10 protein-coding genes and 1 other RNA gene are annotated in these 13,478 nt (G+C 66.7%); 2 read left to right on the top strand and 9 right to left on the bottom strand.

The features are described 5' to 3' along the window. Positions 1-24: 24 nt before the first annotated feature. The 5 genes from ACQR1H_RS06865 to rsmH all read right to left on the bottom strand — a co-directional run bounded on the left by ACQR1H_RS06865 (position 25) and on the right by rsmH (position 6,066). Positions 25-1,401, bottom strand: a complete 1,377-nt coding sequence (locus tag ACQR1H_RS06865; RefSeq protein ID WP_316181712.1) for a UDP-N-acetylmuramoyl-tripeptide--D-alanyl-D-alanine ligase — start codon at positions 1,399-1,401, stop codon at positions 25-27. Continuing rightward, the gene (locus ACQR1H_RS06860; RefSeq protein ID WP_315802111.1) at positions 1,398-2,858 is read right to left on the bottom strand and encodes a UDP-N-acetylmuramoyl-L-alanyl-D-glutamate--2,6-diaminopimelate ligase; all 1,461 of its coding nucleotides are present in this window, start codon (positions 2,856-2,858) and stop codon (positions 1,398-1,400) included. The genes ACQR1H_RS06865 and ACQR1H_RS06860 overlap by 4 nt, the downstream gene beginning before the upstream one ends. A gap of 71 nt (positions 2,859-2,929) precedes the next feature. Then, positions 2,930-4,678, bottom strand: coding sequence for a peptidoglycan D,D-transpeptidase FtsI family protein (locus tag ACQR1H_RS06855; protein WP_315802110.1), 1,749 nt, complete (start codon positions 4,676-4,678; stop codon positions 2,930-2,932). Further along, positions 4,675-5,067 (bottom strand): cell division protein FtsL, encoded by a 393-nt coding sequence (gene ftsL / locus ACQR1H_RS06850; RefSeq protein ID WP_315713444.1) that lies wholly within the window; start codon positions 5,065-5,067, stop codon positions 4,675-4,677. The genes ACQR1H_RS06855 and ftsL overlap by 4 nt, the downstream gene beginning before the upstream one ends. Before the next feature lie 3 nt (positions 5,068-5,070). Next, a complete protein-coding gene (gene rsmH / locus ACQR1H_RS06845) occupies positions 5,071-6,066 on the bottom strand; it encodes a 16S rRNA (cytosine(1402)-N(4))-methyltransferase RsmH (protein ID WP_316181708.1) in 996 nt (331 codons plus the stop codon). Between the two features lie 527 nt (positions 6,067-6,593). Here rsmH and ACQR1H_RS06840 point away from each other — a divergent pair. Continuing rightward, positions 6,594-7,445, top strand: coding sequence for an N-acetylmuramoyl-L-alanine amidase (locus tag ACQR1H_RS06840; RefSeq protein ID WP_315802108.1), 852 nt, complete (start codon positions 6,594-6,596; stop codon positions 7,443-7,445). Positions 7,446-7,449: 4 nt separating this feature from the next. Here ACQR1H_RS06840 and ACQR1H_RS06835 read toward each other — a convergent pair whose 3' ends face one another. Both ACQR1H_RS06835 and ACQR1H_RS06830 read right to left on the bottom strand, forming a co-directional pair. Next, positions 7,450-8,694, bottom strand: a complete 1,245-nt coding sequence (locus tag ACQR1H_RS06835; protein ID WP_434907327.1) for an RNA polymerase sigma factor — start codon at positions 8,692-8,694, stop codon at positions 7,450-7,452. Positions 8,695-8,727: 33 nt separating this feature from the next. Further along, complete coding sequence (locus ACQR1H_RS06830) at positions 8,728-9,081, bottom strand: YciI family protein (RefSeq protein ID WP_434907326.1); 354 nt, start codon at positions 9,079-9,081, stop codon at positions 8,728-8,730. Between the two features lie 140 nt (positions 9,082-9,221). On the opposite strand from ACQR1H_RS06830, the gene rnpB reads away from it, so the two are divergent. Beyond that, positions 9,222-9,662, top strand: an RNA gene (gene rnpB, locus ACQR1H_RS06825) — RNase P RNA component class A. Positions 9,663-9,710: 48 nt separating this feature from the next. Here rnpB and ACQR1H_RS06820 read toward each other — a convergent pair. Beyond that, a complete protein-coding gene (locus tag ACQR1H_RS06820; RefSeq protein ID WP_316236941.1) occupies positions 9,711-11,528 on the bottom strand; it encodes an ABC transporter ATP-binding protein in 1,818 nt (605 codons plus the stop codon). Positions 11,529-11,800: 272 nt separating this feature from the next. Further along, complete coding sequence (locus ACQR1H_RS06815; RefSeq protein ID WP_316181703.1) at positions 11,801-13,390, bottom strand: DHA2 family efflux MFS transporter permease subunit; 1,590 nt, start codon at positions 13,388-13,390, stop codon at positions 11,801-11,803. Positions 13,391-13,478 lie beyond the last annotated feature (88 nt).

Raw genomic sequence — 13,478 nt, 5'->3', positions numbered from 1 at the left:
CCGCGCCGCGATATCGCCCGATTTTCAAGCGGGCCGCTGCAGCGCCGCGGCGAGCTTCGACACGAACTTGTTGACCCAGAAGATCTTCTTGCTGCCCTTGATGACGACGACGTCGCCCGGCGCCAGCAGCGCCGCGACCCGGCCGGGATCCAGCGTCACCGGATCCTCGTGCCAGCCGAGCCGCTTTGCGTGCGGCAGGCTGTCGAACAGGTGACGCATCAGCGGACCGACGCAATAGACGCCATCGACCCCGGCGAGATGAGCCACCATCCCCTGATGATAGGCCGGCGCCTCGGCGCCGAGCTCGAGCATGTCGCCAATCACGGCGATGCGCCGCCCCCGCACCGGTCGCGCCTGCAGACTGTCGAGCGCTGCCGCCATGCTGGCCGGATTGCCGTTGAAGCTGTCGTCGATGAGAACGATGTCGCCGACGGTCTGCTCGACGCCACGGCCCGTCATGATGCCGACATGGCCGAGCGTCGGCGCGAGCAGCGCCGGATCGAGCCCGGCCGCTGCGATCGAGGCCAGCGCCGCCAGCGCATTGTGCAGGCGATGCGGCGCACCGGGCGTCAGCGCAAATGCGACGCGACGACCGGCGACATCGGCGATCACATCCCAGGCTTCGCCGCGCGAGTTGTGCGAGAGCTCGCGCACCTCCGCATCGCCGCCGAAGCGGATCACCTTGCCCGTCCATTCCGGCGCCGCGAGATCTGAGGGAAGCACGAGGACGCCATCGGCTGGCAGACCGCGCGCGATCGAGACCTTCTCTTTCCTGATCGCTTCCAGGCTGCCGAGCTTCTCCAGATGCACCGGCTGGACGTTGACGACCAGCGCCACCGTCGGCTGCGACAGCTCCGTCAACCGCGCGATCTCGCCTGTCTGGTTCATGCCCATCTCGACGACCCAGACCGAAGCGGAGGGGTCGGCGTTGCACAGCGTCAGCGGCACGCCCCAGAAATTGTTGAAGCTGGACGGACTCGCGGACGCTCCGGGATAGGCGGCGATGAACTCCTTGGTCGAGGTCTTGCCGGCGCTGCCGGTCAACCCGATCACCGGGCCGTGGAAGCGCGCCCGCGCGGCGCGCGCCAGCGCCCACAATCCATCGATCAGCGTGTCCGGCACCACGAGCTGCGGCACGGTGACGCCATCGATCCTGTGCGGCACGATCATCGCCACCGCGCCAGCCGCTTCGGCGTTCGCCGCAAACTCCCAGCCATCGCGGCTGGAGGCAAAGCTCGACACGAAGCCGCCACTCGGCGTGCCGCTCAGCGCCACGAACAGGCTGCCGGGCTTCACCGCGCGGCTGTCCTGCGTGACGAAGTCGATTCGAGTCTCCGGATAGTCGCCGGTGAGGCCGAGCGCGCGCGCCGCCTCTGCCACGGTCCACAGCGCCTTCGTCATGATGTCCTCGATGCCAACGCGTCCGCGACCGCTTCATGATCGCTGAAATGCAGAATATTGCTGCCGATGATCTGTCCGGTCTCATGGCCCTTGCCGGCGATCACGAGCGCATCGCCGAGCTGCAGCTCGCCGATGGCGACCCGGATCGCCTCCGCCCGGTCGCCGATCTCGCGCGCCCCGGGTACGGCCGCCAGGATCGCGGCGCGGATCGCAGCCGGATCCTCGCTGCGCGGATTGTCATCGGTGATGATGACGCTGTCGGCCTCTTCGGCGGCGATCGCGCCCATCAAGGGACGCTTGCCGGTGTCACGGTCGCCGCCGGCGCCGAACACGACGACGAGTTTTCGGGCGGCATAGGGCCGCAGTGCATGCAGCGCCTTGGCGAGCGCGTCCGGCTTGTGCGCGTAGTCGATGAAGATGGGCGCACCATTGTGCTCGCCGACCAGCTCAAGCCGGCCCTTGGCGCCCTCGAGCTGCTCGAGCGCTTCGAACACGGCCTGCGGATCGCTGCCGGTGCCGATCGCAAGGCCCGCTGCGACCAGCGCATTCTCGATCTGAAACGCGCCGACCAGCGGCAGCCGGACCGCATGCATGCGGCCGCAATGCTGGATCTGGAGCTGCTGCGCAAAGCCGTCGATTGCAGCGGCCACGAGACGGATGCCCTCGCCCGCGCCATCGCCATGGGTCCCCACCGTCATCAGGCGAAGACCGCGCGTCTGCGCCGCAGCGATGACCTCCGGCGAGCACTCATGATCGGCCGAGATCACCGCAGGCCCGCCCGGCGGAACGAGATCGCGGAACAGCCTGAGCTTGGCGTTGAGGTAGTGCGTGATATCCGGATGATAGTCCATGTGGTCGCGCGATAGGTTCGTGAACCCGCCGGCCGAGACCCTGACACCGTCGAGCCTGAACTGATCGAGCCCGTGCGACGAGGCCTCGAACGCCAGATGGGTGACGCCGTCCTGCGTGATCTCGTCGATCTGCCGATGCAGCGCGATCGGATCGGGCGTCGTCAGCGAGCCGTAGACGGTGCGCTTGTCCGACACCAGCCCGACGGTCCCGATGCTGGCCGAGCTGTGGCCGAGCTTCTGCCAGATCTGCCGCGTGAAGGCGGCGACCGACGTCTTGCCGCTGGTGCCGGTGACGGCGGCAATCGTTGCCGGCTGGCGCGGATAGAACCGCGACGCAGCCAGCGCGAGCGCCCGCCGCGGGTTCGGCAGCGCGATGAATGGAACGGCCAGCTCTGTTCCAGGACCCGCCCCACCGGCTACGGCAACCGCGCCGGCCGCGATCGCCGCCGCGATGAAGCGGGAACCATCGGTCTTGGTGCCGGAGAGTGCAAAAAACAGGTCGCCGGGCCGCACGGCGCGGCTGTCGACGGCGAGGCCGGATATCTCGACTGCGGCGATGGGAGCGTCGAGCGTCGCCTGATCGCCCAGGAGGTCGTGAAGTTTCATCCTGGTTCCGTGCCAGTCCTGGCCCCGCCCGGGGATGGCGGCAGCTCCAAAGCCTGCGATTCGACGACGGCTTACTGTGTCAGCCGCGATGCCGCAAGAATTTGGCGGTCGGACGGCGGCAGGTCGAACCGGGGCTCGATTCCCAGCAGCGGCCCGATCCGGGAGATCACGTTGCCGGCGGTCGGCACCGCGTTCCAGCCCGAGGTGATGAAGCCATAGGTTTCCTTCAACGGCTGCGGCTCGTCCAGCATGATCAGCAGCTGGTATTTTGGCTTGTCCGCCGGGATCACTGCGGTGAAGAGGGTCAGCACCTTCTTCTTGGCGTAGCGGCCGTTGATCACCTTCTCGGCGGTGCCGGTCTTGCCGCCGATGTAGTAGCCCTTCACGTCAGCCTTGCGCGCGGTGCCGATCTCGGCGTTCAGACGCATCAGATAGCGCATCTTTTCGGAGGTCTCCGGCTTGATCACGCGCTTGGCGACCTGCATCGCCTCCGCCTCGGTGCGCTTCATGAAGGTCGGCGGGATCAGATAGCCGCCATTGACCAGCGCGCTGACGCCCATCACGCCCTGCAGCGGCGCCACCGCCATGCCGTGACCAAACGCGATCGTGATCGTGTTCAATTCGCTCCAGCGCTTGGGCAGGATCGGCGAGGCACTCTCCGGCAACTCGGTGCGCAGCCGGTCGAACTGGCCCATCTTGCGCAGGAATGCCTTGTGGCCCTCGACGCCCTGAGTCAAAGCGATCCTGGCGGCGCCGACGTTGGAGGAGAAGGTGAACACCTCCTTCATGGTAAGGAAGCGGCCCTTCGGCTCGTCGTCGTGAATGGCGAACTTGCCGTAGTGCAGCGGCCCGCGCGCATCCCACAGCGAGTTGAGATCATACTTGCCGGTGTCGAGCGCCATCGCGAGGGTGAACGCCTTGAAGGTCGAGCCCATCTCGTAGACACCCGTGGTGAGGCGGTTGATCCGGTCTGGATCGTGCGCTTCCTTCGGGTTGTTGGGATCGAAATCCGGCAGCGACACCATGGCGATGATCTCGCCGGTCCTGACATTGACGACGAGACCGGAGGCCGCCTTGGTCTTGAACTTCTCCTTGGCCTTGAGCAGTTCGTCGCGCAGCGCATGCTCGACGCGTAGGTCGACCGACAGTTCAACCGGCCGCTGCAGTCGGTCGGTGGCGAAGCCGGCGCGATGCAGGTCGGCGAGGCCCTGATTGTCGAGCCACTTCTCCATGCCGGCGATGCCCTGGTTGTCGATGTTCACCAGGCCGATCAGATGCGCCACCTCGTTGCCGGTCGGATAGACACGCTTGTTCTCGCGCAGGAAGCCGATGCCCGGCAGGCCGAGGCGATGAATGTCCTGCTGCTGCTTCGGCGTCATCTCGCGCTTCAACCAGACGAAGCCCTTGCGCGACATCAGTCGGTCGCGGACCTCGCCCGTATCGAGATCCGGCAAGGTCGCCGTCAGTAGCTCGATCGCCTCGTCCTTGTCGATGAGGCGACGCGGCTCGGCGAACAGGCTCGGCGTCTTCACGTCGGTGGCGAGAACGGCGCCGTTGCGGTCGACGATATCGGGGCGCGCGGTGGCGATGGCGTCCTGCTGCGCGGCGCGCCGCGCGCTCGGACCATCCGAGCCGATCGCGAACATCACGAGGCGGCCGCCGATCACCGCGTAGACGGCGGCAAAGGCAATGATCGCGAGGCCGACGCGCGCGCGCGCCTTGGCAGTCCGATCGACATCGCGCCCATACAGCAGCGTGCGCACCAGACGTTGCCGCCAGGGTTCCTGCGGCTTGACGTCGGGCCGAAGCTGATCGGTCATTGCTGATCCTCCGGGCGACGCACTGACCCGGTCACGGGGGGCTCTTCGTTGATCGCGTCGATCGCATCGATCATCGATCCGATCGGATCCGGATTGTCCGGTCGCGCAAATCGCGGGGGCCGCTCCGGCAGATTCTTCAGGCTGTCGTATTGCGTGGCGTTGAGCGGCTTCAGCGGCAGATGCCGCTCGACCAGCCCTTGCAGCCGCAGCGGCGCGTCGAGCTTGGCCCATTCCGCGCGCAACACTGCGATGGCCTCGCGCTGCTCGCGGATCTCGGCGCGCAATTGCAGCACGCGCTCGACCCGTGCCGTGGAGTCCATCTTGATGCGATAGACATAGGCCGCCGCGAAGATCAGCGAGCAGATCACGACGAGGTGCAGGAGGCGCATCGGTCAGCCTCCTCGCAGGACATCGGCCAGGCGCGGCCAGGGCGAAGAAGATGCCGAAGCGTGCGCCGGCGCGGCCGTACGCTCGGCACCGCGCAGCTTGGCGGACCGCGCCCGCGGATTGGCGTCGGTCTCGGCCTCCGCGGCCACGACCGGCTTGCGGTTGAGCAGTTGGAAGCTCGGTGCCTCCTGCGCGATCTCGGGCAAATGGCGCGAGCCGCCGCCGGTTCTGCTGCGCTCGGCGAGGAACGTCTTGACGATGCGGTCCTCGAGCGAATGGAACGAGACGACCGCCAGCCGGCCGCCCGGTGCCAACACGCGCTCCGCGGCCGACAGCGCCTGTTCGAGCTCGTCCAGCTCCTCGTTGACGAGAATGCGCAACGCCTGGAACGTGCGCGTCGCCGGATGGATGTCGCCAGGCTTGGATCTCACCACGCGCGCGACGATGTCGGCAAGCTGCCGCGTCGTCGTGATCGGCTGTTCCTTGCGCGCGGCCACGATGGCCCGCGCCACGGCGCGCGAGTGCCGCTCTTCGCCAAAGATATAGATGACGTCGGCCAGAGCGCGCTCGGCAGCGTGGGCGACGACATCGGCGGCCGTCGGTCCCGTGCCGCCCATCCGCATGTCGAGCGGGCCGTCGAACCTGAACGAGAAGCCGCGCGCGGCGGAGTCGAGCTGCATCGAGGAGACGCCGACATCCATCACGACGCCGTCGACATGCGTGAGGCCTTGCGATGCACAGATGTCGGCCAATGCCGAGAAGCGGTTCTCGACCAGTTTCAGGCGATCGCCCGCTTCGGCGAGGAGACCAGCGCCGCCGGCGATTGCAGTGCTGTCGCGATCGATCCCTATGACCCGTGTTCCCGCCGTCGCCAGGATCAGGCGCGTATAGCCGCCGGCGCCAAAGGTCGCATCGACGTAGGTTCCGCCGTCGCGCGGCGCCAGCATCTCGACCGCTTCGGGGCCGAGCACCGGGACGTGTCGCTGGTCAGCCGTACTCACGCGGCCGCTCCGCGAGCGCGCCGTTGCTTCAGACTGATTTTGGTCGGCAGCGAGCCCATCGCGTCTTCGATCCTCGCGCCCCGTCAACTCGCCAAGCCATCTCTCGGGACGCTCCGTCATCCGTGGAGCCGTCACGACATCAGCAGCACGATCCGGCCATGTCGAGACCCTCGATCCGACAGCGATCGCACGGCGCCGGAGCGCCCCGGAACCGGTTTCGATCGTAATCTGCCGTGCAGGACCTTGCATCGTGGCGGCTTGCCGTCCCGAAAGCCGGCTTGGCTCTTCACCACTCAGTAACGGCGTTTAGCGTTAACAAACCGTTGACGGTCTGTGGCGGATGTTAGGCACTTGGAGTGCGAAGCAGAGCCGGCGCGCCGGTCGGCGGACGTGCCGTCGCGATACAACGGTCGGCTCAATATCGAGGGCTCGCATGCGATTTCGATTGCGGCTGGGACATGTAAAAGAGTAGTGCCTGCCCATATCCGGTTTGAGCCATCGCCGCCGCCGTCCGCTTCGAGTCGTTCATGCCCAATCCCTCCGACAAGCCGGAATCGAAGCGTTCTCGTGCGCTGCCGATCCCCAAAGGCGTTGCCGACCTGCCGGTCTTTACGCCGGACTCGTCGGTCGCCTCCGACGTCATCCCGTCGGCCAATTTCGGCGAGCGCAAGGGCGGGCGCCAGCCGGACATGATCATTCTGCACTACACCGGCATGCCGGATGTCGAAGGGGCGATCACCAAGCTGTGTACCGCCGGCAGCGAGGTCTCCGCGCATTACGTCGTGCTCGAGGACGGACGCATCGTCCAGTGCGTGCCGGAGGCCTTGCGCGCATGGCACGCGGGTCTCTCGTCATGGGGAGGCGAGGAGGACATCAATTCCTGCTCGATCGGCGTCGAGATCGTCAATCGCGGCCACGATTGGGGCTATCCGGATTTCCCACCGCGGCAGATCGCGGCGGTGATCGCGCTGTGCCGGGGCATCATGCTCCGCCGCAACGTCCCGGCGCATCGCGTGCTCGGGCATTCCGACGTCGCGCCCGCCCGCAAGAAGGATCCGGGCGAGAAATTTCCGTGGCATTCGCTGGCGAATTCCGGCGTCGGCCATTGGGTGCAGCCGGCGGCGATCACCAAGGGCGAGACGCTGAAGCTCGGCAGCATCGGCGACGACGTCAAGGGCCTGCAGAAGGCGCTCGCCAAATACGGCTATGGCGTGCCGATCACCGGCAAATTCGACGGCATCACCATGGATGTGGTCACGGCGTTCCAGCGACACTTCCGCCCCGAAAAGATCGACGGCATCGCCGACCGCTCGACCTTGTGGACGCTGCATGCGCTGCTGACGAGCCTTCCGGCCGAGGATCAGGCGCCGCGCGCCTGACGCGTCAGGCCTCCGCGTCGAGCTCCCCGAGCCGGCGTGCATAGAGACGCCTGAGCGGCGCGAGCTGCGTCGCTGCGCTCGCCTCGCGATAGGCCGCGCTTGCCTCGTCGCGCCGGCCGAGCCGCCGCAGGAGGTCCGCCCGCACTGCCGGCAGCAGATCGTACTGCTTCAATCCGCCACGGGCGGCCAGCGCATCGACCAGCGCCAGCGCCCGCGCCGGGCCGTCGACCATCGAGACAGCGGCTGCATGATTGAGCTCGATCACAGGCGAAGGCGCGATCCGCAGCAGAACCTCGTAGAGGCCCACGATCTGCCGCCAGTCCGTTTCAGCGTAACTGGACGCCTGGGCATGAAGCGCGGCGATCGCCGCCTGGACCGTGTAGGACTGCGGCAGCCCCTTCATGCCCAGCGCCTGTTCGACCAGCCCCAGCCCTTCGGCGATCTGCTCGCGATTCCACAGCGAGCGGTCCTGCTCCTCCAGCAGGACGATGTCGCCCGCCGCATCGGTTCGGCCGGCGCGCCGCGCATCGTGCAGCAGCATCAACGCGAGCAGGCCCTTGATGTCGCGCGCCTCCGGCATCAAGCCAAGCAGCAGCCGACCCAGCCGGATCGCCTCGCGCGCGAGATCCTCGCGAATCAGCTCCGTGCCGGAGGTCGCGAGATAGCCCTCGGTGAACACCAGATAGATCACGGTCAGGACGCCGCGCAGCCGCTCCTCGAGCGCGTCGCGTCCCGGCACCTCATAGGGAATGCCGGCAAGGCGGATCTTCTGCTTGGCGCGGACCACGCGCTGCGCCATCGCCTCCTCGCCGGTGACAAAAGCGCGGGCGACCTCGGCGGTGGTGAGGCCGCAGACCGTGCGCAGCGTCAGCGCGACCTGGACCTCCGGCGCGAACGACGGATGGCAGCAGATGAAGATCAGCCGCAGCATGTCGTCGTCGAGATCGGCCGGCGCGTCGGCGTCGTCGCTGGCGGCATCACGCTCGATCGCATGAACGATCTCCGCCTCCTTGTCGCGAAAATTGCTCCGCCGCCGGATGCGATCGATGGCCTTGTTGCGGGCGACATTGACCAGCCACGCCCGCGGGTTGGCGGGAGCGTCGGACCCCCGCCATTTGAGCAGCGCCGCAGCGAACGCATCCTGCAGCACGTCCTCGGCCAGATCGAAGTCACCGACGAGCCGGATCAAGGTCGCGAGTGCGCGGCCGGCCTCATCGCGGAACACCTTGTCGATCGCATCGGGCGTCATCGGTGACCTTCTCGGCAGCGAGCCGCACCGGTCTCAATGATTGTATTGCCAGACCGGCCGCACCTCGATCGAGCCGAGCCGGGCGCCGGGAATCCGCGCGGCAATCCCGATCGCCTCGTCGAGATTCTTGGCCTCGATCATGTAGTAGCCGCCGAGCTGCTCGCGGGTCTCGGCGAACGGACCATCGGTCGTGAGGATCTTGCCGTCCCGCACCCGCACGGTGGTCGACGTCATGGTCGGCTGCAGCCGATCGCCGCCCTTGTAGTTGCCGCTCGAGATGATGGACTGGGTGAAGGCCTGATATTCCGCCAGCATCTTCCCTTCGGCCGCCTTCTCCATCTTCGCGTATTCGACCTCGTTCAGATAGATCATCAACAGATACTGCATCGGACTTACTCCTCATGTTCGGCTGGATCGCCGACATCCAGTCGAACGGCGCCGACCTGGAACGACGCGCGAAGGATAATATTTTTCGCCGGCATGGTGATGGCTTGACGTGCTGCTCGGAAAGCCCCATTCAGGCCGCATCAGTCGGCCGGACGGCCGCTCCGGCAAGCGCCGAAAGGCCGCCGGGGAGGAAAGTCCGGGCTCCATCGACATGCGGTGCCGGATAACGTCCGGCGGGGGCGACCCCAGGGACAGTGCCACAGAGAACGAACCGCTTCTTCCCGCAAGGGAGGCAAGTAAGGGTGAAAAGGTGCGGTAAAAGCGCACCGCGGGGCCGGCAACGGAACCGGCATGGTAAACCCCACCGGGAGCAAAACCGAATAGGGACGGCCACGCGGAGACAATCGCCCAGGCACTTTGTGTCAGGCGATGACGTCCGCGGGAGCGATGTCAGGCTCGCCGTCCGGGTAGGTTGCCCGAGGTCACGCGCAAGCGCGATCCCAGAGGAATGGCCGTCGCGTATCGTCATGCGCAAGTGTGGCGGTGCCCTACAGAACCCGGCTTACAGGCCGGCTGATATGTTCATGAGGGGCTCGGCGCCGACAGCGCCGGGCCCCTCACCATTTGTGTTATCCCGCCGCCGAGAGCTGGCCGAACTCGATGGCCTGCCGCTCGAACAGGCTGCGATAGAGTCCGCCAGGCTTGCCGACCAGCGCGGCGTGGCTGCCCTGCTCGACGATGCGGCCACGATCGAACACCAGGATGCGGTCGAGGCTGCGCACAGTTGCCAGCCGATGCGCGATCACGATCGCGGTCCTGCCCTTCATCAGCCGCTCCATCGCCTCCTGGATCAGCGCCTCCGATTCCGAATCCAGGCTCGAGGTCGCCTCGTCCAGGATCAGCACGCGCGCATCCGCCAGGAACGCGCGCGCCAGCGCCACCCGCTGCCGCTCGCCGCCCGACAGCTTGACGCCGCGCTCGCCGACGAGCGTACCGTAGCCCTTCGGCAGCCGCGTGATGAACTCATGCGCGTTCGCAAGCCGCGCCGCCTGCTCGATCTCCGCCTGGCTGGCGCCCGGCCGGCCATAGGCGATGTTCTCGGCCAGCGAGCGGTGGAACAGGATCGGCTCCTGCTGCACGATCGCGATCTGGCTGCGCAGCGAGTCCTGCTTGGCATGGGCGATGTCCTGCCCGTCGATCAGGATCCGGCCGCCGCTCACGTCGTACAGCCGCTGTACCAGCTTGACGAAGGTCGTCTTGCCGGAGCCGGAGCGCCCGACGAGGCCGATCCGTTCGCCCGGCCGGATGTCCACCGACAGCCGATCGTACAGCGGCGCACGATGGCCGCCATAATGGAACGTCACCGCATCAAACACGATGTGGCCGCCCGTCACGGCGATCGGCCTGGCATCGGCGGCATCGACGATGCCGATCGGCTCGCCATGGATCGCCACCAGCTCGTCCATGTCGTTGACCGCACGCTGCAAGTTGTTGATGTGCATGCCGACGTCGCGCAGATAGGCATGGATCACATAGTAGCTGGTCAGCACATAGGTGACGTCGCCCGGCGAGGCCCTGCCCGCCATCCACAGCAGGACGGCGCCGCCGATCACCGAGGAGCGCAGGCACAAGAGCACGCCGAGCTGCACCGCAGCCGTGGTGTTGTAGCGCAGCCAGGTGCGGTTGACGCGCCGGGACCAGCGGCTGACGACGCGCATCAGCCTGGAGTCCTCGCGCGCCTCGGCGCCGAACGACTTCACCACCGCATTGCAGCTCAGCGCGTCCGCCAGGGTGCCGCCGACCTTGGTGTCCCAGGCATTGGAGATGCGCGCCGCGGGCGCGATGTACCGGGTCGAGAACGCCACCGTCATCGCGACGTACAGCACCGCGCCGACGGCGATGACCCCACCCAGCGCGCCCCAATGCAGGCCGAGCAGCACCATCGAGCCCAGCAGCACCGACAGCGACGGCAGCAGGGCCAGCAGGATAGTGTCGTTGTAGAGGTCGAGCGCCCACATTCCCCGGGTGATCTTGCGCACCGTGGAGCCGGCGAAACTGTTGGCGTGCCAGTCGGTCGAGAACCGCTGCACGCGCACGAAGGCGTCGCGCGCCACGTCGGACATGATGCGCAGGGTGAACGGCACGATCAGTTGCAGGCCCGACAATCGCAGCACGATCGAGGCGAAGCCCAGCGCGACGATGCCGGCGAATGCCACCAGCGCGGCATGTCGCGCATCGCCGTTTGCCGGGCCGAGCGTCAGCGCATCGACGAGCTTGCCGGAGAACACCGGCATGAACAGGTCGGCGGCGGTGGCGCCCAGCAGCGCGCATGCAATGCCGAGGGTCATGCGCGGCTGCTTCCGCCAGTGGCGGAACACGAACGGCATCACGACGCGGATGGCGGCGGGACGCTTGTCGGCCTTCAGGCCGGAGACGTCGACGGTCATGGCATCATCCGGCCGCGCGCGCAGCGCCAGCCGGCTCCAAATAATGCAGACGTGACGCGGCGCGCGGTCTGCGGATGAGTAATCAGGCGTTGGGAAGTTAGGCGGTGGTGCTCAAAGCGAGCGGCCGAACACCAGAACAGGCATCGAGCGGGTGCACGCGATCTGCAGATGCGATTCAGTCATGCAAATCTCCCCGGTTCGAGCGACAATTTTTGTTCCATACCATCGAGGGTATGATTTGGCAACCCGCGGCGCGCGCGGGGCCGCTCACGTCAATGTGCGTCGCCGCCGCCGGCCATCGGTGAGCTCGGCTTGTTGAGCAGCATCACCATGAAGCTCAGCGCGATGTAGAAGCAGGTCAGCATGAAGAACGCATCGCCATAGCCCATCACCACGGCCTGACGGTGCACGATCTGCGAGAGCTGCTTCATCGCCATCAGCGCCGAGTCACCCATGCCCTGCAGCTTCTGCTGCAGCATGTTGAGCGTCTCCACCGCAGTGGCGTTGCCCCAGTTGACGCGCTCGTGCAGGCGGGAGATGTGCAGGTCGGTGCGATCGTTCAGCACCTGGTTGATCACGGCAAGGCCGACGGCGCCGCCGAGATTGCGCATCAGGTTGAACAGGCCGGAGGCGTTCTTGACCCGGTCGGGCGCGAGCGTGCCGAGCGCGATGTTGTTGGTCGGCACCATCGCGAACATCATGCCGACGCCGCGCAGAACCTGCGGCAGGAACAGCTCCCAGAAATCGTAGTCGCGGGTGATGCCGGTCATCTGGTAGGAGCCGATCGCGAAGATCACGAGGCCGAACGCGATCATCAGGCGCATGTCGACCTTCAGCATCAGCCGACCGACCACCGGCGCCATCAGGAACATGGTGACGCCGGAGACGAACATCGTCTCGCCGATCATCAGCGCACTGTAGCCGCGGACCTCGGCGAGATAGCGCGGATAGATGTAGGTCAGGCCATAAAGGCCGATGCCGATGCAGAATTGCAGCAGGCAGCCGACCGCGAAGTTGCGGTTGCCGAACGCGAAGAGGTCGACGATCGGCTCGTCGGCCGTCAGCACCCGCCAGAAGAAGCACACCGCCGAGACGGCACAGACCGCAGCGAAGATCGCGACCGAGGTGTCCTGCAGCCATTCATATTGCGGCCCCTCCTCCAGCACGTATTCGAGCGAGCCGAGGAAGCCGGCCATGAACAACAGGCCCCACCAGTCGAAGCGATCGAGCAGCTCGAAATGCGGCTCGTCGAAATCGACGAGCGCCAGCACGCCGATCGTGATCAGGATGCCCGGCGGGATGTTGACGAAGAACAGCCAGTGCCAGGACATCGCATCGGTGATGTAGCCGCCGACGGTCGGGCCCACCGTCGGCGCCAGCGTGGCGACGAGGCCGATGATCGGACCGACGATGTGGAATTTGGTGCGCGGAAACACCGTGTAGGCCGAGGCGAACACGGTCGGGATCATGCCGGCGCCGAGGAAGCCCTGCAGAGCGCGCCACAGGATCATCTGCTCGATCGAGGAGGCGAAGCCGCACAGGAAGCTGGAGATGGTGAAGCCGGCCGCCGAGATCGCGAACAACAGCCGCGTGCCGAGCGCGCGCGACAGGAAGCCGGACAGCGGGATCGCGATCACCTCGGCGATCAGATAGGCGGTCTGCACCCATGACACTTCGCTGGAGCTTGCCGACAAACCCGCCTGGATCTCGGTCAGCGACGCCGACACGATCTGGATGTCCAGGATCGACATGAACATGCCGAACACCATGATCAGGAACGCGATCAGACGCCGCGGCGCGATGCGGTCGGACGGCGCCGCCGGCGCGCTCATGGTGGGGTTGGCTGTGGTGGCGGTGGCCATGGTCAGTTAGTCCGCTTGGATCGAGGACCGCGCCGCATTCCCGGTGCGCTCCCCTCCCCCTTGTGGGGAGGGGCTGGGGGAGGGGGCC

It is taken from the genome of Bradyrhizobium sp. HKCCYLRH2015, assembly GCF_051168215.1.
Taxonomy (GTDB): Bacteria; Pseudomonadota; Alphaproteobacteria; order Rhizobiales; family Xanthobacteraceae; genus Bradyrhizobium.
This window is presented reverse-complemented; position numbering and strand designations above follow the sequence as displayed.

Coding starts and splice junctions, on each gene's coding strand:
- ACQR1H_RS06865 (WP_316181712.1), bottom strand. CDS start 1,401: ATGACGAAGGCGCTGTGGACCGTGGCAGAGGCGGCGCGCGCGCTCGGC.
- ACQR1H_RS06860 (WP_315802111.1), bottom strand. CDS start 2,858: ATGAAACTTCACGACCTCCTGGGCGATCAGGCGACGCTCGACGCTCCC.
- ACQR1H_RS06855 (WP_315802110.1), bottom strand. CDS start 4,678: ATGACCGATCAGCTTCGGCCCGACGTCAAGCCGCAGGAACCCTGGCGG.
- ftsL (WP_315713444.1), bottom strand. CDS start 5,067: ATGCGCCTCCTGCACCTCGTCGTGATCTGCTCGCTGATCTTCGCGGCG.
- ACQR1H_RS06840 (WP_315802108.1), top strand. CDS start 6,594: ATGCCCAATCCCTCCGACAAGCCGGAATCGAAGCGTTCTCGTGCGCTG.
- ACQR1H_RS06835 (WP_434907327.1), bottom strand. CDS start 8,694: ATGACGCCCGATGCGATCGACAAGGTGTTCCGCGATGAGGCCGGCCGC.
- ACQR1H_RS06830 (WP_434907326.1), bottom strand. CDS start 9,081: ATGCAGTATCTGTTGATGATCTATCTGAACGAGGTCGAATACGCGAAG.
- ACQR1H_RS06820 (WP_316236941.1), bottom strand. CDS start 11,528: ATGACCGTCGACGTCTCCGGCCTGAAGGCCGACAAGCGTCCCGCCGCC.
- ACQR1H_RS06815 (WP_316181703.1), bottom strand. CDS start 13,390: ATGGCCACCGCCACCACAGCCAACCCCACCATGAGCGCGCCGGCGGCG.